This window comes from Leptospira perolatii (assembly GCF_002811875.1).
Taxonomy (GTDB): Bacteria; Spirochaetota; Leptospiria; order Leptospirales; family Leptospiraceae; genus Leptospira_B; species Leptospira_B perolatii.
Window position 1 is genome coordinate 55,661 of sequence record NZ_NPDZ01000001.1, and the last position, 20,429, is coordinate 76,089.

Genomic DNA, 20,429 nt, shown 5'->3' on the forward strand with positions numbered 1-20,429 from the left:
CGTTTATCCTTATGTTAGAAATAGATTCAAAGGGCTCTGTACTTTTATGAGCTTCGGAATATTAGAAATCTTTGGAGTTTTTCAAAACTGCAATCACCCCTTGCGAATAGCAAGAGGCGATTGCAAATTTTCTTACACGAAGATTCCGATGATCCAAGAAATAAACTGACCGAATATTGTTTCGGTAAGGAAATTTTTCAAGTCGATCGGATTTCGGTTTAAGCTATCGAAGTACCACGCATTGTACTCGCTTACTTTCGGTATGGAAAAACCGTATTTGCTATTGATCGATTTAATCAACTCATTTGCAAATAACGAGTGCCCATACATGTTCGGATGCACGCCATCTAAACCAAATATACCAGGTTTACCCGGTAAAGGCCAGTTCGCTCTTGCATAACCCGGACTCCAGCCAGAAGGACTCTGGACTAATCTGCCATTTTCCTTGAGATCATCAAAGATAACTTTTAGATCAGCCACAGCAAACCCCATCGCTGCTGCCTGTGACTTCACCTCGTTATTGAGCATTGTCAAAAAGTTGGTGATCGTTGCGACTTCGCTCGCATCGAGTACTTGCGACGGATCCGAAACCGAAGATCTATAAAAAGCCTTCAGCCCAGAGTAGTTTGCTCTTCCTTTCGGATCTCGATAAGATTCCAAATATGCAATCGCAGTCACATTCGGAATGGTGAATAACACCCCTCCTTTCAAGGAACCAATCGAAGCCATCCTTCTCATGGTTTCCCGAATATCTCTTTTGTATCGAGCTTCATCCAAACAGTCGGTCGTCGTGCTGAGTGCAGTACAAAGAACATGGTTAGCAGCCGCAGTTCCAAAAAAGAAAGTAGGCTTAACTTTTTCCATGATCTCTATCTGCGTACCTGATTTACGCAAACCGAATCGATGGTACTTATCAGGTTCTTGGCAATCCGGCACCTGCACCCAACGATACGTGTACCAATACCAAGTCTTCCAATACCAATCTTTGGCCCATTTGGTTGCAGTGATGTCTTCACATTCACCTGAAGTTCTCAATACGGAACTGTAATCTGCTCCAGTAATCCCAGCATGAGTCGGCAGAGAAACTGTAGATTCGTTTCCACCTATCAATGTTGAGGCGATACAGAAAACCCCGCAATCTCCCTTGAGAACATCCTCAAGATTGATAAAAGGTCCCTTCAAAACGTTATACGAAACGCTTGAACCGGCTTGCTTCGAAACCAAGACCGGATAGGCCCAGTTCTGAGTCTTCTTCTCTACCGTAGCACCGAAAAATCCGTGACTTAACGAATCTCCGATTACACCCGGACGTTCGAACATTTGAGCTTGACTTTGGGCCGAAATGGAAATTCCAAAAAGGAATACTCCAAGTCCTCCCAACATTTTCCAATTCTTCACTTTTCCCATTTATGTTTTTTTTCTCCTGGGTCTTGTAACGTTTCCAAAGGAAACGCTTCAATTCTCTTGCAGGTAATTGTATCGAATGAGAAGCGAAAGTCAATTGGCTGAGAAAAATAAGATCATCTAATATCTAACGGTTGTTATTTATAATAGAATTCTAATATGCTCGCAGATCTATCGTTTGGCGATGAACACTGATAGTTTGATATCAATTTATTTAAGTATACTTGTTCATTTATCATTTTGTAATAAATGAACTCTCATTTGATGAACGTCTGTTCAAGGCTAACTCTGTTTTATTTTAACCAAAATGTGAATTTGAACTCATTTTTGTTTTTTACTTCTACTCGATTTTTTCAGAAATAAGTAATACGTAATTCGGATCTTTTTTCTTTTTTTGTGAAATCGCTAATCTGAATTAATTAAAAGGAAACACAATGCGCAAAAAATTTTTTCCAGTAACACTTGTTTCAATCCTACTCGCAGTTGCATGTCAATCAGAGACTGACGAAAGTCATACCAAGCTTTTGTCTTCGCTCTCGGGAGAAAACCGATCATCCCGATTCGAAAGTTCAAATTTGCTTTTGCAAAGCCTTGAAGGATCACAGCCAGTTCAGAGAATCAAAGTCTTAACTCATAATTTGTACTTTTTACCTTCCGCAATTTCTAACTGGGCTCAGTCAACTAGGGCAGGCTACATTGCTCAAGCCGATTATATCAAAAACCAAGATGTAATTGTTTTTGAGGAAACATTCGACACGAATGCGAGGGCCATTTTGCTGAGTGGAATTCAAAGCCAATACCCTTACCAAACTGATGTGATCGGTCGAACAACAGAAGGATGGGACGCAACTCTCGGAAATTATAGGCCGGCTAGCATTACGAACGGAGGAGTAACCATTGTAAGCAAATGGCCGATCGAGGAAAAAATTCAGTTCATTTACGATGCAGGTTGCGGATCCGATTGGTTTTCTAATAAAGGTTTTGCTTATGTAAGACTAAACGTAAACGGGGCAAGAGTGCATGTAATTGGAACGCATGCGCAAGCAGCGGATTCAGCCTGCTCTGACAAAGGAGTTTCAGTCAGAAGAAACCAATTTGATAATATTCGATCCTTTGTACAATCGAAAGGAATTCCTTCCGATGAACTTTTGCTCATTGCAGGAGATTTGAATGTGATTAAGGGTACGACCGAATACCAGGATATGATCGGCCGCCTCGGAGTAAACGAACCCAAATATGCCGGAGTTCAAAATTCCTGGGACACAAAGAGCAACAGAATCGCGTCTTTTAACTATCCAAATGATCCTGCAGAATATCTGGACTACGTCTTTGTATCATCCGATCACGGACAGCCTGCTCTCTGGCAAAATCTTGCGTACGACCCGATTTCAGCAAAAAACTGGTCTGCCGGAGGATATACCGGATACGAATACTCGGATCATTTTCCGGTGTACGGATTCGTATACGCAAACGTAAATACACCGACTGCAAGTGCGCACAAACGATCCTACGACAATGTTTCGTTTACTTCAGTAGCAACCGGCAAGAAAATACAAGCAGATCCATCTACTTCAAACGGATGGCTAAAGGTTAGTGCTGCCTCCGAATCACCTTTTACCCGTTTCAATCTTTTGAGAGAGTCAGATCCTGATTCGAATCCATCCTGTCTTACAAGCGGAGTGATTCGAATTGAGCCAGCTAACTACTTTAACTATTTTTGGAACTGGTGGCTCGGAGGAGGCGGAGGAAACTATGCCTACTATCCAAAGTCGAATGACGGATCAGATCGTTTAGAAATTTTGAATCTAGATGGGGGCTGTTTGCAAGATGGCTCTCGTGTTGCATTCAAGGATTATGATACGTTTTGGAGAAAATACCATTATCTGACGGTCTGGGACGGAGGAAGCTGGAACGAATACCTTTATTTATGGATGAAGTCGATCGGTAATCGCGAGACTTTTATTCTGCATTTAGATTCTGAGCCTCCAAAAAACTGGGCAGCCGATTTAATCTACGAATAGAAGTCGATCTTCCAAAGAGCGCAGTTAATGGAACAGCAAACCTTTTACATTTCGGCTGAACTGCGCTCTTTGGAACTAGCAAATCAGCTTAAACTGATTGGAACAAACTCAGCTACTGAACAAGGTCAGAACTTCGAAATGTTGAGTTCTAGGAAAAAAATCCACTAAGATAACTTGTTCCAAACGAAACCCAGTTTCCTTCAATACTTTTGCGTCTCTTGCCAAGGTAGTGTGATTGCAACTTGAATAGATCAGCGATTTGGGACGGGTAGAACAAATATAGTCCAATACTTTTTTTGACAGGCCAGCTCTTGGAGGATTTACGATCCAAGTACTGGCTCTCTTTGCGATATTCCGATCAGGCTCTTTTTTTTCCAGATCCATTGCTTCGAAAGTTACGTTTCCCAATCCTGCGGTTGAGGCATTGTGTCGCGCTGTATCTACCGAAGATTTAGAGATTTCAAAACCGAAAACCTCTTTCGCTTTCGGTGCTACACTCAAACTGATTAAACCAGATCCACAATATAATTCTAATATAGTTTCCTTAGGATTCACGACCCAAGATCGAATTGCCTCCAACCAGGGCTCTAGTAAAAAGCGATTTACTTGAGTAAACCCGCCGCTAGGAATTTGCCATGTAAATTTTTCCGATAGTAACGGTCCGATCCTGACTGAGTCCTCTTCGTATTCGGTCACTTCCTCTCCGTCCATCCTCAGTTTCCACTCCAAGCCTTTCGGAGAGTTTTTACGGTCAGTTACTTTTCTCTGGATCCAGTCGTTCATCTCACTTGGAAGGATTCTACAGCCTTCCTCTGGAAACGGGACTAGAATATTCGTGTTTTCTTTGTAAAAGCCTGCTATTATTTGCGACCCCACTTTCTCTAACTTTATCTGGGCTGTGTTTCTATATTTTTCAGGAGGGCCACTGAGAATTTTTATCTCGGCTAAATCTTGGTTCGAAAAACTTCCGATTCTAAGAAAAGTATCCGCGAGCAGTCTGCTCTTCACTCTAAGCTCTTCTTCATAGGAAATATGTCTGTAGGAACACCCACCGCAGTCAGGAAACGATTTGCAATCGACAGAAATTCTTTCAGGAGAAGCTTTTAAAACTTTGGAAACTGTAGCCCAGCCGATTTTGGAGTTTTCCTTGGTAATAGAAACTTCCAATCTTTCCTCAGGAATCCCACCCTTTACAAAAAAGATCTTTCCTTTTGCATGTGCAACGGTCGTGCCTAGGTTGGCCCAACTCTCGGAGGTCAGTTCTAAAATTTCGGAGTCTTTGCTTTTGGAAGGACTTCCGCTTTTCCTTTTTTTCGGAAGTCTCTGACTGACTTTCTTTTCCGCACGCATGGGTAAATCACCTTGACAGGCTCCCCCTTCTTGTCAGTAAAGTATTCTCACCTGGAGAAGTGGCCGAGTGGTTTAAGGCAGCGGTCTTGAAAACCGTCGTGGGGAAACTCACCGTGGGTTCGAATCCTACCTTCTCCGGCTTGGAACAAATGGAGATGTGCCTGAGCGGTCGAAAGGAGCAGTTTGCTAAACTGTCGTATGGGGTAACCTGTACCCAGGGTTCGAATCCCTGCGTCTCCGAAAGTTCCCTCTCTTTAGATTAGTTCCTGCAGGAAACCATCCATTTTATGCCTTCCCAAAGATTTAATACCAGGGAATTCCTTGAGGAAACCAAAAGACTTCTCGAAGGGGAAGAGTATCCCAATACTTTTGCAGCTATTTCGTACATCCCTTTTGTAGGATGGATGATACCCTGGTTTTTCCGAAAAGGACAGGAAATCTGTAGATTTCACTCCTTGCAGGCGATAAAAGTAAATATCGGATTCGTATTTCTATATTTGCTTGTTTGGTTTCTAAGAGAATTCCCAATCTTAAGTTGGTTACTCAGGGTAATCAAAGCGAATCCGATCGTTACTGATTTTTTGAGCTACGTAGCCTGGATATTATTAATATTTTATTGTGGATTAGGGGCAGCACAAGCTCGGCAAGGAAAACATTCCGCACTGCCTCTTTTGCCCGAGATAGAAAATGAAGTTAGAAAAGTTCTTAGAAAAATTCGCGGCTCTCAAAAGTAAAATTTGGGATTTGATCTCTCCCTATTATGAGAAGGCGATTTCTATTTTGAAATCGGAGCAATTTCTAATTTATTTAGTCACTCTTCCGTTATTCGGCAACTGGTTGATCGGTCTTACATTCTATTCAGATAGAAAAGAGGTAATTTTCTATTCCAAGCTTTCCTTCTTAAACACGATCTACTTCCTTAGTATTTTGGCTCTTTCTTTACCTATTTCCTGGATTCCGCTAGTAGGAGTTTGGCTCGCAAATCTCGTTCATTTGTCTGCCATCTGCCTTTACCTTGGCCTGTCTGGTTTCTTGCTATACAATTATGCCAAAGGAAAAAAACTGGTCCCGAAACTCCCTGCAGAGCATCTGGCTCTACTGGAGAAAAAGCTCTTTTAATCAAAAGATCCGCGCCCTTAGCTCAGATGGATAGAGTATTTGACTACGGATCAAAGGGTCGGAGGTTCGAATCCTTCAGGGCGCGCCAATTTTTCCTCTCTTTCCTTTTTCAAAGATAAATTTCTAAATCAGCTTTCCTCCGTTAGGCGAATTTCAAAGAGCATTAGATTCTTTGCACCCTTCGTTTTTCTCTCCAGGACTTCTGTTTCCATTGCTAGATTTGTTAGAAAACTTGGGTTTTACTAGGGAGATCCTACACTTAAGCGACATAATTACAGATAAACTGACCAAAATCAGAAAATTTCTTCCGATCTATTTGTTGACATTTATACTGAGTCTCAAAAACGATAGTAATAGTAGGACCCTAAATGGATAAGTGTCATTGCGCTCAGGTCAGCTTTGAGCGAATCGTTAGAACAGCAAAATCCGAGAACAAGGATTATAGAGAAGTAGTAAGAGAATGTGGAGCTGCAGATACTTGCACCGCATGTAAGGATTACCTAGTAGCTTATTGCGAAAACAAATTACAACTTGTCCAGCACTGATAGACAGCTGATCAGCGAAGAGCTTTTTTCTGAGCTAGCAAAAAGAGCTGATTCATCTCCGCGTTTAAGAACCAATCACAATTTCCACGAGCTAAGTGAAGTTTATCAACGCTTTCTAAACGTATTAACTAAAAACACATATGTGCAAGCGCATCGGCATAAAAATCCGCCGAAGCCAGAAACATTTATTGTACTCCAGGGCACTCTTGGATTTATTCTGTTTGATGAGGATGGAAAAGTAACCGAGACACATTTGCTTTCTTCAAGTGGTCCGACTTTTGGCATCGACTTAAAACCAGGAATTTACCATACGATCGTCTGCATTTCGGATACCTGCATCTGCTTTGAGGGTAAGTCCGGACCTTATGATCCAAATACAGACAAAGAATTTGCAAAATGGGCACCTGCGGAAAGCGATTTGAGTAAGGATAAATACTTAGAGTTTCTTCTTTCGCATTTTACTCATTAAAAATCGAGTCGTACAGCTCCTTCATTTTAGAATGCTTTCGAGCTGATTTACTAGGAAAAGGAATGATCCTAGTTTCCGATTGTGAATCGGCAAAAACCGAGGTCTCTTGTTCTTCCCGAATCTCTGAATTATGTCTGTTACTCTGAGGGAGATTCTCTCTCTCCATGATTATTACATTCGGAAAATGGATCCCACAAATTCAGTTCAGATTCGTATAAAATTCTTTTTCCCAGAACTAAAATCCGATTTGAAATTTACGAAAACTGTTGCCATAGTATTTTCCCGGACAAACATGCAGTCGGACTGAATCCAAACATTGAATCTCTTGGATATAAAGGACTGATATGCCTGAGTTCGATCAAATTGATCTAATGAACTACGCCGTTTACGGCAATGAACACGATCCGGAATGGCTCGAAATAAGAAATTATATTCAATCTAATTCGACTGCCCAAAAGGAATACGAAGAAATTAAACGAAATCTTCCTGCATTACCTGCAAGAAGAAGAACGAGAGAATTCGGAAGGAGCCAAACTTCCAATTCTCCAAGTAACACAGCGACCGCCGGTTCTAGAACCCCCGAAGGAAATCCAACTTCGGATGAGGCTCGGAAGAAATGGTGGAATGTGTTTTTAGGTGAATAACCTTTGAGTTAAGGAAGGTGAACTACTGTGGAAAAAGAGGCGAAGGCGTATCTTCGAATCAAAAACTTTGTGGCTCCGTTTATAGGGCTCGCAGTGAATATCACTGCGCATGGTACGGAGAATATCGTACCCGATGGAAAGTTAATCCTAGTAAGTAATCATCGATCCGATATGGATCCATTTATCCTTTCTTACACTTTTCCGAGATTTATTTCTTGGATCGCAGCAGAGTACACGTTCAGGATTCCACTCTTCAAAGATCTGGCGAAAATCGCTGGAGGGATTCCTATGTCTGTCGACGGGAAAATATCGATGGCTTCGATAAAAATGATCCAGCAGGTGTTTAAGCGAGGGGACGTTCTCGGAATTTTTCCCGAAGGCCATGACTACATGGTTAAGAATGATTTCTCCGCACCGATGGTCAAATTTCACGAGGGATTTGCAGCATTTTCGATCCGAAATAAGGTAGATATACTTCCGACAGTCATTATCCCATTAGAAGAAAGCTATTCTGATATTCCAATACCTCCCATTGTGCGCAGCTTTATGGGAATGCCAAAGGAAGTCTGTGATATTAAACAGAGGGCGATTTATAAAAAAGTCCGCGTGATCTACGGAGAAAAAGTCGATCACCAAAACTATCTCTCGGGATCTCTAGAAGAAAATATGAAAGCGTTATCAAATGAGGTCAGATCTAGAATGTCCGCGATGCTTACCGGTCAGTACGCCGAAGCATAGTCTTTTAACGAACTATATTACACTTCCATTATACCGGAATAAACTTCGATTGCCGGACCAGTCATAATTATGTTTCCGGATGCAAGCCACTGGATCCGCAGGGAGCCTCCGCGGAGATCGATTTTCACATCCTTTTCAGTACGACCCGTTAGATTAGCGGCGGTCATTACAGCGCAAGCTCCAGTCCCGCAGGCTAAAGTCTCACCTGCGCCTCTTTCCCAAGTACGTTGGTACAGATGATTTTTTCCACGAAGCGACACGAATTCTACATTGATCCTTCTAGGAAATAATTCGGTTTTGTTTTCAATAATCGGGCCAATTTCTCTAACAGGAAATTCATCCGGGTTTTCTACGAAGATCACACAATGAGGATTTCCCATGCTCACAGCGGTGAATTTCAAATCATATCCAGGCACAGGCAATATTTGATCGATGATCGGATTTTCATCCTTCCAGATGACAGGTATTTTGGAAGGAACTAAAACAGGCTTTCCCATGTCCACGGAAACTTGCTGCACCTTGTTATCACTTCCTACAATCAAATCCAGCTCTAGTACGCCAGCACCGGTCTCTATCTTCGGATTTTTTTTAGAGGTTAACCCGTGGTCATAAATATACTTTGCGACGCAGCGAATCCCGTTCCCGCACATTTCCGAGGAACTCCCATCGGAGTTGTACATATCCATTTGAAAATCACCTTTGTTCGAATTTCGGATAAAAATGACTCCATCGCTACCGACACCGAAATTGCGGTCTGATATTTTTTGAATCTGTTGTGCTGTAAGACGGATATCATTTCCGGTCGCGTCGATATATACATAGTCGTTGCCGATTCCTTCCATCTTTGTGAATTGAATTTTGCTCAATTGAATCCCCCGTGCAACTTTAACCGCTTTTATGATTCCATGTTCTTAGACCTTTCTCGGCGGTAAAATCTAAAAAGGGCAAAACCAAAACTGTTTTTTACTGGAATTTCCGGGCCTGAATAAAAGGATAAACAGCATCTTTCCCGACCGGAATTCCCTTTGAACCAAGTCTGTTACCTCTGCGGAAGCACCCAAAACAAAACCGTTTTTGTCGAAAACTCTATCCCGATAGTAAAATGCCTAAATTGCGGCCATGCATTTTCTACCTATGAGCAAGAAGAGCATTACGAAGGTTACTGGGACGATGAACAAGGATACGATCTGGAATGGTGGGATAAGGCTCACAGAGAAATATACAAAGACTTCGTCGGTAAATTCTTAAAAGTAAAATCTGGCAGAATCTTAGATGTCGGTTGTGGACTCGGGTTTTTTGTAAAGACGGTTCAAACAATGCGCCCTTCTTGGGAAGCGATCGGATATGAAATCTCCGAGAAAGCAGTAAAATTCGGAAGGGAAAAAAACGGACTCACTACAATCTTTCCGGGAATCGTACAGGAAAGCGGTCTACCAAAAGAAAGTTTTGATATTATCACTCTTTGGGACGTGATCGAGCACATTCCAAAGCCTCATAGTTTATTACAATATCTTTATGGTCTACTAAAGCCAGGGGGATTTTTATTCGTTCAGACCCCTAACTTTCCGGTGCAATTGTTCAAAGCTAGGCTAAAAGTCTTTCTCAAAGGAATGCAAGCAGACGGACATTATCTCGAAGCAAAAGATCATATCAACGATTATACGGAAAAAACTTTAGGCCTCTTGAGCACACAGTGTGGTTTCTCTTCTACAAAATTCGCAATACTAAAACCAATCGCTTCCGTTTCTGGAAGTAAGGCGAAGATAGGCGTGGTTTTAAAAAAAGGATTTTATTATTTCACTCTGGCTCTTTGGTATGCTTCCTTCAAATCAATTAACTTGAATCTTACATTATTCGCGCTAATGAAAAAGTAGGACTCGTTACTTCAGACAATTTTTCCAGCTTCCATTCCTAGAATATAATTCAGAGCGGCTTCTAAGCAAGGAGCTTCCCAGTAGTTTTTTCCGGCTGTTTCTTTTCGATCTAGCGAAAGCTCTTTGGTTTTCTTTTTTGCAAAAATCGATTTGATATGAATTACTTCGCGAATCCCCGCATTTAGTGCGCCTTTAATGTCGTCTTCCAGGCTATCGCCTATCATATAAGAATTCTCTGGATCCGAACTGGCCAAAGAAAATGCCCTCTGGAACATCAAACTGGAAGGTTTTTCTGCACCGATTTCTTCTGAAGTGACCAAATGATATCCGAGTTCCTTGGGAAGAAGTACGGAAGCTTTAAGTAACTGCGTCCTTAGATTCTCATTTGTGAGCAGAACGATGGTCTCGTGATTCTGAATCTCTTTTAAGATCTGAATGATCTTTTGGAAAGAAAGTGCATTCTGCGATTTCCATTCCTTAATTCCATTTAAGAAAAAGCGAAAGTATGCCTGGTCCAAATCTAGTATCTTCTTCGGGTTGCAGCTACCGGAAGATTTTTCGACCATTTTTTTAAAGTAAAGAAGACGAAGTCTATTTGTAGGAACTCCTTTTAATTCTGACTTAACTTCGGCTCGAGAATCTTGGTATAATTTCTGAAATTCTTTTACGCTACGAAAGCCGTACTTGGGTGCCTCTTTTTCCATTTTCCGAAGTGAATCTTCATAAATCTTGATCGAGTCAAAAAGCGTATTATCAAAATCAAGCAGTAGTGCCATTCTGAAACCGTTTAATAGTTAGCATTATCTGCCAATAAGATTGCAAAGACCTTTCTACTAATTCAGAAGTTAATTCTTTAGAAGGAACCTTTTTCCTTGAAAGCAAGACTGCTCCGAATAAGATTCGTTTCGTCCTTTCATGCAAAAAGATCGTTTTTCCAGAAAATTCTTTTTATCTACGGTGATTTCCTGCTTAGGAATTCTAGGCCTAGGTTCCTTTTTCAAATTCAGAAAACCTGAAATTACCGGCTCCATTTTAGGTCCAAACAAAGAACTTGGACACAAAATTCGAGAACCATTTTCTCCGCCTTCGATTCTGAACAAAACAAAAAAGGCCAAGGTAATCATCGCAGGAGCAGGCATCAGCGGTCTTGCAACGGGCTATTATCTTTCTAAGTCCGGATTTCAAGATTACTTGATCCTGGAACTTGAAACCGAAGCAGGTGGAAATTCTAAATTCGGAAATCGAAACGGTTTCAAATTTCCTTGGGGCGCGCATTATCTTCCGCAACCGAACTCAGAAACTGTTTTGGTTCGAAAGCTGTTAGAGGACTTCGGCCTAGTCATCGGAAAAGATCCAAAGGGAAATCCAATCTATTCCGAAAAAATCTTATGCTTTGATCCAGAGGAGAGAATTTTCTACCAAGGAAGATGGCAATCCGGACTGGTTCCCCGAAGAACGGGAGAACCGGACAAACAAGAACTGAAATTCAGGTCCCTCATGGACTTTTGGAGGACTAAAGTCGGAAGAGACGGTAGAAAAGCTTTTGCGATTCCGATGGAACTTTCTTCTAGAGATCCCGAAATACTTTCCCTGGATAAAATTTCGTTTAGAGAATATCTCGAAAACCAGAAGATCAATTCTGAAGAATTGTTGTGGTACGCCGATTACTGTATGCGAGATGATTACGGCGGAAGCTTATCCACAATCTCTGCGTGGGCAGGAATCCATTACTTCTCCTCTCGTAACGTGGACGAGACAGGAGAGGATCCAGCGGTAATTACTTGGCCCGAGGGAAACGGATTCCTAATGGAAAAACTAAAGGAGCTCTCCAAAGATCGAATTCAAACTTCCTCTCTGGTCCGGAAAATTCGAAAATCAGGAAGCTCTTGGGAAGTCTTCGGTTTCAATGGAAGTACATCTAAGGAATTTGCTTTTGAATCCGAATATTTAGTCTACGCGCTTCCTTCCTTCACTAGACGTTACATATTAAGCGAAAATCAGGATTATTTAAAGAACCTGACTTATTCTCCCTGGCTCGTAGCAAATTTATTCGTAAACAAGTTACCATTAGGAAAAGGGCACGCTCCAGCATGGGACAACGTAATTTACAAAAGCCCTTCCTTGGGTTACATTATCTCCACTCACCAGGATTTGCGTGCACAAAGGCCTCAATCGGTTCTTACTTATTACTTGGCATTCGGAGGAGAAGACACTTTAACCTCTAAACAAAAAATGATGCGAATGTCTTGGAGAGATTGGAAGAAGGAGATCCTAGTCGATTTAAAAAGACCCCACCCGAACATCGAAAATTTAGTATTTCAAATGGACATTATGACCCACGCACATGCAATGATCCGCCCTACTCCAGGTTTCCTTTGGGGAGGAAAACGAGAGAAGTTGTCTCAAACTTCGGAAGGTGTAATATTTGCGCACAGTGATTTAAGCGGATTTTCTCTTTTTGAGGAAGCGCTATATCGCGGACACGAAGCCGCTCGAAAGATTTTACAAAAACTGAATATACATTCATGATAAAAAGAAAAGCTTCTAAGAATCCTTGGATTTTTTCCGCTTCGTTTGACCTAACTTGGTTGCTCGCGCCTGGATTCGTTGCCGTCTGCATTGTGCTTGTGATTCACTGGTTCGATCCTTTCAGTCTTTTGAGTAAAAGTAGTGGAAGCGTTAGAACTAACGGAGATAGCCTACCGCCTTGGATCTGGTTTGCGCTTATTCCTTGTATAGATGTCTCTCACGTATATTCTACCTTGTTTCGAAGCTACTTCGACCGGCAGGAATTCCTGCGGAGAAAAGCATTATTTATTTTTGTACCTCTGGCCTGTTTCTCCCTCGCAGTACTCCTTTATTCTTTTGGAAAATTACTTTTTTGGAGAGTAATGGCATATATTGCAGTCTTCCATTTCATTCGCCAACAGTACGGATTTCTGGCGCTCTACCACAGAAAAGATAAAACAGACTTGGACCAAAGATTCTTTTATTTTGAAAAATGGACGGTATATGCAATGGCCGGCTTGCCTGTCATTTACTGGCACTTAGTTTCTGGTGGTCGAAATTTCGAATGGTTTATGGAGGGAGATTTTCTTCATTTCGAAATACAGCCGATTGCGGACGCGATTCACGCTCTATTTTGGATCTGGTTCTCTGCGTATTTTCTGTTCCAGGTCTATCGTTACCGAAAAATCGGAACCGTATCTTACACGAAATTTCTGCTAGTTCTAAATACTGCGCTTGTTTGGTATGTGGGAATTATTTATTTAAACAACGACTTTGCATTTACGTTCACAAACGTGGTGAACCACGGAATCCCTTATATTGCACTACTGTTTGCCTACTCTCGGTTTCGATACAAGTTCTATCCTGCCCCTCTATTTAAGGCCTTTTCTTCGGTTCCGATTGCATTACTTACTTTTGTGGGAGTCCTATTCTTTCTTGCGTATACGGAAGAATGGCTATGGGACAGCTTCGTTTGGAAGGAACACTCCGCTTTCTTTTGGAATTCGATGATTGCATCCAAGGATATAATCGGTTCGGGTGAAGCAATACTCGTTCCATTATTATTCTTACCTCAATTTTCCCACTATGTTTTGGATGGTTTTATTTGGAAGCTTGGGAAGGAAAATCCAGTGCTCAGAGACTTTTTGGATAATTGACCCTTTTGGCTGGAAAAGTTCTAAATTGATTTTTAGCAAGTCGATGAATCATTCACCGAAATGAATTCGGGTCGGGATCGGTTCAAGCTCCACAAGATCTATCCAAGTGGCTGAGAAGATATTAACGAATTAAGATGAACTAAACTGCTCAAAGTCTTTTTCTTCGGATAACCAACCTATTTTCCTAGGAATTACAATGGGAAAACAAGAGAGTGATTCCTCCGAGCCCCAGATTCTATAGCGGGGGAATTTTCCGATAGACAAGGCCGGTTTTCCCCTCATAATGACGAAAAAAGAAATTAGGGATCCGGCTCCATGATTATCGTAGAAGGAATTGATTATATCGTAATACCCACCGGCGACTTAGACAGCACGGTGAAGTTCTATTCCGAATTATTCGATTTTGAAACGATCGAAGAAAGATCCGGCGAATTCGCAATTATGGGATTGGACAATGTCAACATTAAGTTGCTTCAATTGTCCGGCACGAAAGGTGCTTTAAACGATACAAAATCTCCGGTTATTAGCTTTGTTCTAGATGTAGACGACTTTACAGAAGCAATCGGAGAGTTAGAGTCCAAATCGATCCAAATTGTAAAAGGACCTGAGTCGAGAGATGGAGGGGAATTCCTACACTTCCTGGATCCTTCTGGAAACATTATCGAAATCAACTATAAGGAAAGTTGATAATTCAGACACAATTTAGAAGATAAGATCATTTATCATAAGGTACGATATAAGAAAGCCCTCCAATTTTGAGGGCTTTTTTAATTTTGGCCGATCTGCTTTCGGTCCTTGTGTGTCTGTTAGAAAATGGCGGTTAGGATAATTTGTCTACAAAGGCTCCACGAATTTTATACATATCACCCATATAATCCGGAGACATCGACTTTTTGTCGGAAGTGTCAGCTAGTTTGTTTTCATAAGGAGTATTTGGAATACCTTCCACCTTAGGCATCTTCCGGTTGTCCAAGGAGGTTTTTTCCTGCATACCTAGCTGAACGGAATTAATCACCTTCATCTGGCTTCTCCTTCTAAAATCTTATCCGAACCGAAAAAAAAACCAATTCTTTTTTCCGAGCTTATCCGTTCGGAATTAAGGAAAGGAAATCGTACAGTTCCCCTTACCGGCAGTAATAAACATTTGAACCGTATAATAGCTAGGAAACGTGATCGTAGGTTGGTATTCCCAGGTACTTGGATTTCCTAGGGTTGCCCTTTGAATCTCTACGCAGGCATTGGTGAAATAGGAAATAGCCACAAAAGTGTCGCAGCCTATTTTCACATTTGTTGCACCTGTTGTATTAAGATCGATTCGGTAAGCCTTTGTTGCAACCTGCTCTTTATACTCTACGGTCTTGGAATCCGGATAGGTCACTCCATTCTCATCCCCGTAGGCTCCGTTATAAGACTTATAGCAATCAATGTAAAACTTCTTCGCATAACAATTGTATGCGCTATCACCGTTTAATGGGTCACAGACAGAGCCTCCGGTCTTGGATACATAGAGCAAACCAGAAGTTGCGCCTGCCGGAACAGTTGTAGTCAATTGGGTAGTTGTAGCGGTCAAAACCGTCGCCCTAACTCCATTATGAAATGTGATGATTGAATCCGTTGTAGAAGGGGCAAAGTGTCTACCTGTAATCGTGACCGTAGTTGCCGCGTACGTACCGATCGGAGGAGCACCAGAAGGAGGATCAATTTCCGTGATTACTGGGTTCCCGATACCTAGCTGTGAAGAAAGGTCATTACTGTTCGTAGAATCCGAGCAATTCAAGAATAGCACGAACACAAATGTTGTTGAAAATAGAGTCCGCATCGTTCTATGGGCTAACATTTTCCAATCCTATAACCAATGAATTGATTTCCTTTTGCTTGCAGTCTCCTAAAAAAAGGGAAACCTACCGTATTATCGGACGAATTGTCACACCTAGGAACCATTATTTTTGGAGAGAAAAGATTATGCCTGCGAATGAAATCGTGAAGTACACCATTGAAGGACATACTGCCATTATTACACTGAACCGTCCCGAAAAGAGGAACGCAATTTCTTCCGAGATGTTAGACATACTTATGTCTTATTTGGAGGATGTTGCTTCCGAAAATGACGTAAGAGCTCTTGTTGTGAGGGGGGAAGGGCCGACCTTTTGCGCTGGTGCCGATTTAAAAGAAAGGCTCTCTATGTCCGAAAAGCAGGTACATGCATATTTGGACAGAATCGGATCCTTCTTTTCAGAATTGGAGAATCTACCTTTTCCTTCAATCGCTGCTTTGGATGGAGATGCATTCGGTGGAGGACTTGAGCTAGCGCTTTGTTGTACCTTCATTGTCATGCATAAAGGAATTCGGGTCGGCCTTCCCGAAACAAGTTTGGGAATTATCCCAGGTGCAGGAGGAACGAAGAGATTAGCGAGGCGAATCGGAGTAACTAAGGCAATGGAAATGATTCTGCTTGCCAGGACCATTGATCCTGATACCGCATTGAATTATGGTTTGGCAAATTACGTACAGCATGATTCTGCAACAGTCGCCGCACTAAAACTATCGAAAGAAATTTCGGAAAAAGCACCTCTGGCAGTCCGACTTGCAAAAGCAGCGATACTAGAAGGAGCAGATAAAGACATTGCTTCCGCATTAAAAGTAGAGAGAAAAATGTATAACCAAACTCTTAAAACGGAAGATCGCAAAGAAGCACTGATCGCCTTCCAAGAAAAGAGAAAGCCAGTCTTTAAAGGAAGGTAACGGTTAAAAAAAGTGAGGCTGTTTCAGAGCAGCCCACTATTTATGGAAAAAACCGCCAGCTAAAGAGATCCGAATGATACTGACCGGAAAGGAAATTAAGAATCGAATTGGGAGAGACATCCTCATTGAACCTTATTCAGACGAGAGATTGAATCCGAATTCGTATAACCTACGTTTGCATAATGAGCTACTTCGTTACTCTAGTCTTCCCCTGGATATGAAGAAGCCGAATCAAGCGGAGAATCTTTCGATACCAGATTCCGGCCTATTGCTCGAGCCTGGAGTACTTTATTTAGGTAGAACATTAGAATACACCGAGACTCATAACCTAGTCCCTATGTTAGAAGGAAGATCTTCTATCGGAAGATTAGGAATGTACGTCCATGTGACTGCGGGATTCGGAGATGTTGGCTTTAAAGGCTACTGGACCTTGGAAATCTCGGTGATACATCCATTATACATTTATCCGAATGTAGAGATCTGTCAGATTTTTTACCATACAGTAGAGGGAGAAATCACCGAGTACAAATCCGGAAAATACCAAGGGAACAAAGGGATCCAAATTTCGATGTTGTATAAGGATTTTGAAAACGGAAAGTATTAAGTTTTCATCAACGCAACCAAGCCTCTCTAATAATATGCCTTAGTCGCTTATCACCCATTATTAAGAGCTACACCATCGCCTACGCAAAAAGCTGGATTCTGTAAATCGAAACTCCTTCCATCCTGAAAAAACAAATCGCATTTACGTACTCTGTACGCAATGAGATAAACAATTCTGATTTTTCGCTCAATTATTCACCTAACTTATTGTTAAATGATTAGTTCCTTTCATAGGGACAATCCACCGCTACAAGAGTTAAAGAATGAAAAGAAAAATTAGTATGTGGACTTTCTTATCCTTATTGAGCCTTTCAGGTTTAATTCTCGGATGTGAAAGTTCTAATTCTGGTGAAATGAATACCGAGATATTGGCGCTAGCACAAACTCCTAACAACGCTCCGAATTTCCATCTACCAACGGACGGAACAAATCATGTAATCAACGGGGACCGAGAAATCAATGGCGCCTGGCCATTTGTTGTTCGTATTATCGTTCCGCAACATTCTAGTGCGTGCACCGGTGCCATGATCGCAGAACATTGGATTTTAACCGCAGCACATTGTGTAGTCGGATTGAGTTACGCAAATGTTGAAGTCTATTACACTCCTGCTGGAGGAAATAACGTAATGGTGCATAACGGTAGAGGAGACTTTTACGTTCACCCTGGTTACCGAGCTCCGAAAAAAGATTTGGCTCTAATTCATTTGAGAGCAGCGATCTACTCCATTCCTACCTTTCCGGAAAAAGCACAGTTTTTCCTAGACCGTCGAGCTCCTTGGCGTGATCGTCGTCAGCCTAATTCTTATTTCTTTGCGGGATATGGACAGGGATCGGATTACGGCACGAATCTTCCTTGCCAGGAAGGAACAGATGGAGTTAAGCGCTGGTATGGAGCTGCATTAAATACTTCTTATCTAAACGATACTCTAGTCAAAGGGAGAGGCTTTGAGACTGCAGAAGTATGTGCGGGTGATTCCGGACTTCCATTCATATTCCATCGTTCGATCGGTGGGAATGATGTTCCTTTGATTTTCGCAGTACTTGCAGCAAATTCGCCGACTGAACACACCATGTTTGGAAATTTGATCGAGAATCAAATGGATTGGATTTTGAACACAATGAAGGACGGCAGTCCATATCGAATTTACACAACTGAACTGCTTGATGAATGGAAACGCGTTTCATATGCGGAAGGCGCTTATATTTTCGCAGAAATTAAAGGCCCGGGCGGCAAATGCTTGGATGTGAGCGGAGGCAGAAACGATCCTGGAACACCGGTTCAATTATATTCATGCAATGGATCCGCGGCCCAGAAATGGATTATTGATCCAGCAGGTCCAATCTACTATAAAGATGGGCTTTGTCTAGATATGGGTATTGGCCAAACTGGCGTTCAATTCACAGTCAAGAATTGCAACAACCTATCGATTCAAAAATTCGCGATCCAAAAAGATGGTCCGATCACAGGTCCGTTCGGGAATTTTGCTAACCTTTGTATTACTGCACGCAACGGTTCCACAGCAGATGGCACTCCGATTGAGTTCCAACAATGTAATGGCTCGTATGCACAGCAGTGGACCTGGCACGACGATTTTTAAAATTCAGTGCTCAGGTATTCGTGCTCTAGCATAAAGTTCGCTTAACAATTTCTTCTCTTACGAACTAAAAATCGTAAGGGAGGAAATTTTGAATCATTTATGTGTGGTTTCAGGGCTACACACTCTTAATTCTCCCTTTGTAGCTTCCATGATTTCATTTAGTTAAGCGAAGCGAAAGTTTCCTGAAGGGGCCAAATCTTTCCAATCTTCATACATTCTTTTTCGTTCAAATATTCGCCTAACAGACTGTTAAATTGTTACTTCCTTTAACAGGAAGAATTAATCGCTTAAAGAGTTAAGAATGAGAAAAAAAGTAAATATATGGGCTTTCCTATCCTTGCTGAGCCTTGCAGGTTTCGCTATCGGTTGCGAAAGTTCAACTTCTGGTGATAAGAATTCCGAGATATTAGCATTAGCACAAGCCCCGAGTAGCACTCCGGGCTTGAACGTACCTATCCCTGGTGCAACTCATATTACAAACGGAAATCGAGAAAACGGTATATGGCCTTTTGTTGTACGTTTCGCAATACCGGAGCGCTCTAGCGCATGTACCGGATCTATGATTGCGGAACATTGGATCTTAACCGCTGCACATTGTGTTTCTGGATTGAGTACTGGGACGGTTGAGGTAACCTACACGCCTGAAGGAGGTTCCAACGTAACGGTTCATAATGGTAGAGGCGATTTCTATGTTCACCCGGGATACAGAGCGCCAAGAAAAGATTTGGCCCTGATCCATCTACGAGCTGCGATTTATTCCGTTCCGGTTTTCCCGGAAAAAGCTCAAATCTTCATTGATCCACGCGCTCCTTGGCGTAACCGTAACGAACCTAATCTTTATTATTTCACAGGTTATGGTCAAGGATCTGATAACGGCTCGAATATTCCCTGTACTCCTGGAACTGATGGAATAAAAAGATGGTTCCAAGCATCTCTGCTTAATTATCTAAGCGATACCCTGGTCAAAGGTGAAGGCTGGGATCATTCAGAAGTTTGCGAAGGCGATTCAGGACTTCCATTTATATTTACGCGTACTGTCCAAGGGAGAGTCCAATCATTGATTTTTGCAGTCTTGGCAGCGAACTCACCTACCGAGCACACCATGTTCGGAAACTTGCTCGAAAACCAGGTGAACTGGATTCAAGATACGATGAAAGCGAATAGCCCATATCGCATCTTTACAAGCCAATCCAATGACGATTGGAAACGTGTTTCGTTTGCGGAAGGTGCTTATATCTTTGCGGAGATTCAAGGCCCAGGTGGCAAATGTTTGGATGTGCAAGGAGCTCGGACAGATGAAGGAACTCCGGTACAATTGTATCAATGTAACGGAACTGTTGCGCAGAAATGGATTATTGATCCGAGTGGTGCAATCTATTACAGAAACGGACTCTGCCTAGATATGGGCCTTGGTCAGACAGGAGTTCAGTTTACAGTCAAAAATTGTAGCAACCAAGTCGTACAGAAATTCGCGATTCAGAAAACCGGTACGATCACCGGACCTTTCAGCTTTTTCGCGAATCGTTGCGTTACGGCGCGTGGTGGCTCCTCGGCTGATGGCACACCAATTGAATTCCAGACATGCGATGGCTCGGGCGCGCAACAATGGACCTGGCACGATGATTTCTAAAGTATAGTTTCCGCAAAAGCTTTTACC

The 20,429-nt window shown here is 42.0% G+C and carries 21 protein-coding genes and 3 tRNA genes; 18 read left to right on the forward strand and 6 right to left on the reverse strand.

The window, feature by feature from the left end; translation table 11 throughout:
* Positions 1 to 132 precede the first annotated feature (132 nt).
* The gene (locus CH373_RS00265) at positions 133 to 1,407 is read right to left on the reverse strand and encodes a hypothetical protein (RefSeq protein ID WP_100711949.1); all 1,275 of its coding nucleotides are present in this window, start codon (positions 1,405 to 1,407) and stop codon (positions 133 to 135) included.
* A 431-nt stretch (positions 1,408 to 1,838) separates the two neighbouring features.
* Here CH373_RS00265 and sph point away from each other — a divergent pair, with 431 nt between their 5' ends.
* The gene (gene sph, locus CH373_RS00270) at positions 1,839 to 3,425 is read left to right on the forward strand and encodes a sphingomyelin phosphodiesterase (RefSeq protein WP_100711950.1); all 1,587 of its coding nucleotides are present in this window, start codon (positions 1,839 to 1,841) and stop codon (positions 3,423 to 3,425) included.
* Positions 3,426 to 3,533: 108 nt separating this feature from the next.
* Here the strand turns inward: sph and CH373_RS00275 are convergent, their stop codons facing one another.
* Positions 3,534 to 4,775, reverse strand: coding sequence for a class I SAM-dependent RNA methyltransferase (locus CH373_RS00275; protein WP_100711951.1), 1,242 nt, complete (start codon positions 4,773 to 4,775; stop codon positions 3,534 to 3,536).
* A 53-nt stretch (positions 4,776 to 4,828) separates the two neighbouring features.
* On the opposite strand from CH373_RS00275, the gene CH373_RS00280 reads away from it, so the two are divergent.
* The 9 genes from CH373_RS00280 to CH373_RS00315 all read left to right on the forward strand — a co-directional run bounded on the left by CH373_RS00280 (position 4,829) and on the right by CH373_RS00315 (position 8,290).
* A tRNA-Ser gene (locus CH373_RS00280) sits at positions 4,829 to 4,913 on the forward strand.
* Between the two features lie 13 nt (positions 4,914 to 4,926).
* Positions 4,927 to 5,015, forward strand: a tRNA-Ser gene (locus CH373_RS00285).
* A 47-nt stretch (positions 5,016 to 5,062) separates the two neighbouring features.
* The gene (locus tag CH373_RS00290; protein WP_100711952.1) at positions 5,063 to 5,509 is read left to right on the forward strand and encodes a magnetosome magnetite crystal formation protein family; all 447 of its coding nucleotides are present in this window, start codon (positions 5,063 to 5,065) and stop codon (positions 5,507 to 5,509) included.
* On the forward strand, positions 5,463 to 5,894 hold the full coding sequence (locus CH373_RS00295) for a hypothetical protein (protein ID WP_100711953.1): 432 nt from the start codon (positions 5,463 to 5,465) through the stop codon (positions 5,892 to 5,894). The genes CH373_RS00290 and CH373_RS00295 overlap by 47 nt, the downstream gene beginning before the upstream one ends.
* A gap of 11 nt (positions 5,895 to 5,905) precedes the next feature.
* Positions 5,906 to 5,982: transfer RNA gene (locus CH373_RS00300), tRNA-Arg, on the forward strand.
* Between the two features lie 280 nt (positions 5,983 to 6,262).
* Positions 6,263 to 6,439: a hypothetical protein gene (locus CH373_RS18600; RefSeq protein WP_165778749.1), complete on the forward strand. Its 177-nt coding sequence runs from the start codon at positions 6,263 to 6,265 to the stop codon at positions 6,437 to 6,439.
* A complete protein-coding gene (locus tag CH373_RS00305) occupies positions 6,426 to 6,908 on the forward strand; it encodes a WbuC family cupin fold metalloprotein (RefSeq protein WP_100711954.1) in 483 nt (160 codons plus the stop codon). Before CH373_RS18600 ends, CH373_RS00305 begins: the two co-directional genes overlap by 14 nt.
* Before the next feature lie 344 nt (positions 6,909 to 7,252).
* Entirely contained in the window at positions 7,253 to 7,552 is a 300-nt protein-coding gene (locus tag CH373_RS00310) for a hypothetical protein (protein WP_100711955.1), read from the forward strand.
* A 27-nt stretch (positions 7,553 to 7,579) separates the two neighbouring features.
* Positions 7,580 to 8,290, forward strand: a complete 711-nt coding sequence (locus CH373_RS00315) for a lysophospholipid acyltransferase family protein (RefSeq protein WP_100711956.1) — start codon at positions 7,580 to 7,582, stop codon at positions 8,288 to 8,290.
* Positions 8,291 to 8,307: 17 nt separating this feature from the next.
* On the opposite strand, the gene dapF is transcribed toward CH373_RS00315, so the two are convergent.
* Entirely contained in the window at positions 8,308 to 9,156 is an 849-nt protein-coding gene (gene dapF, locus CH373_RS00320) for a diaminopimelate epimerase (protein ID WP_100711957.1), read from the reverse strand.
* Between the two features lie 159 nt (positions 9,157 to 9,315).
* Here dapF and CH373_RS00325 point away from each other — a divergent pair, with 159 nt between their 5' ends.
* Positions 9,316 to 10,164: a class I SAM-dependent methyltransferase gene (locus tag CH373_RS00325; RefSeq protein ID WP_100711958.1), complete on the forward strand. Its 849-nt coding sequence runs from the start codon at positions 9,316 to 9,318 to the stop codon at positions 10,162 to 10,164.
* Between the two features lie 11 nt (positions 10,165 to 10,175).
* Here the strand turns inward: CH373_RS00325 and CH373_RS00330 are convergent, their stop codons facing one another.
* Positions 10,176 to 10,940, reverse strand: coding sequence for an HAD family hydrolase (locus CH373_RS00330; protein ID WP_100711959.1), 765 nt, complete (start codon positions 10,938 to 10,940; stop codon positions 10,176 to 10,178).
* A 139-nt stretch (positions 10,941 to 11,079) separates the two neighbouring features.
* Here CH373_RS00330 and CH373_RS00335 point away from each other — a divergent pair, with 139 nt between their 5' ends.
* The 3 genes from CH373_RS00335 to CH373_RS00345 all read left to right on the forward strand — a co-directional run bounded on the left by CH373_RS00335 (position 11,080) and on the right by CH373_RS00345 (position 14,516).
* Positions 11,080 to 12,693, forward strand: coding sequence for an NAD(P)-binding protein (locus CH373_RS00335; protein WP_100711960.1), 1,614 nt, complete (start codon positions 11,080 to 11,082; stop codon positions 12,691 to 12,693).
* A complete protein-coding gene (locus CH373_RS00340; protein ID WP_243393194.1) occupies positions 12,690 to 13,829 on the forward strand; it encodes a hypothetical protein in 1,140 nt (379 codons plus the stop codon). Before CH373_RS00335 ends, CH373_RS00340 begins: the two co-directional genes overlap by 4 nt.
* A gap of 315 nt (positions 13,830 to 14,144) precedes the next feature.
* Positions 14,145 to 14,516 (forward strand): VOC family protein, encoded by a 372-nt coding sequence (locus CH373_RS00345; protein ID WP_100711961.1) that lies wholly within the window; start codon positions 14,145 to 14,147, stop codon positions 14,514 to 14,516.
* Positions 14,517 to 14,649: 133 nt separating this feature from the next.
* Here the strand turns inward: CH373_RS00345 and CH373_RS00350 are convergent, their stop codons facing one another.
* Positions 14,650 to 14,850, reverse strand: a complete 201-nt coding sequence (locus CH373_RS00350; protein WP_100711962.1) for a hypothetical protein — start codon at positions 14,848 to 14,850, stop codon at positions 14,650 to 14,652.
* A gap of 75 nt (positions 14,851 to 14,925) precedes the next feature.
* On the reverse strand, positions 14,926 to 15,666 hold the full coding sequence (locus tag CH373_RS00355) for an LIC10067 family putative lipoprotein (protein ID WP_243393195.1): 741 nt from the start codon (positions 15,664 to 15,666) through the stop codon (positions 14,926 to 14,928).
* A gap of 125 nt (positions 15,667 to 15,791) precedes the next feature.
* Between CH373_RS00355 and CH373_RS00360 the strand changes: the two genes are divergently transcribed.
* The 4 genes from CH373_RS00360 (at position 15,792) to CH373_RS00375 (ending at position 20,402) form a co-directional block, all read left to right on the forward strand.
* The gene (locus CH373_RS00360; RefSeq protein ID WP_100711964.1) at positions 15,792 to 16,571 is read left to right on the forward strand and encodes an enoyl-CoA hydratase-related protein; all 780 of its coding nucleotides are present in this window, start codon (positions 15,792 to 15,794) and stop codon (positions 16,569 to 16,571) included.
* Between the two features lie 73 nt (positions 16,572 to 16,644).
* Entirely contained in the window at positions 16,645 to 17,175 is a 531-nt protein-coding gene (gene dcd, locus CH373_RS00365) for a dCTP deaminase (RefSeq protein ID WP_100711965.1), read from the forward strand.
* A 262-nt stretch (positions 17,176 to 17,437) separates the two neighbouring features.
* A complete protein-coding gene (locus CH373_RS00370; protein WP_100711966.1) occupies positions 17,438 to 18,772 on the forward strand; it encodes a ricin-type beta-trefoil lectin domain protein in 1,335 nt (444 codons plus the stop codon).
* Positions 18,773 to 19,073: 301 nt separating this feature from the next.
* A complete protein-coding gene (locus CH373_RS00375) occupies positions 19,074 to 20,402 on the forward strand; it encodes a ricin-type beta-trefoil lectin domain protein (RefSeq protein WP_100711967.1) in 1,329 nt (442 codons plus the stop codon).
* The last annotated feature ends 27 nt before the right edge of the window (positions 20,403 to 20,429 follow it).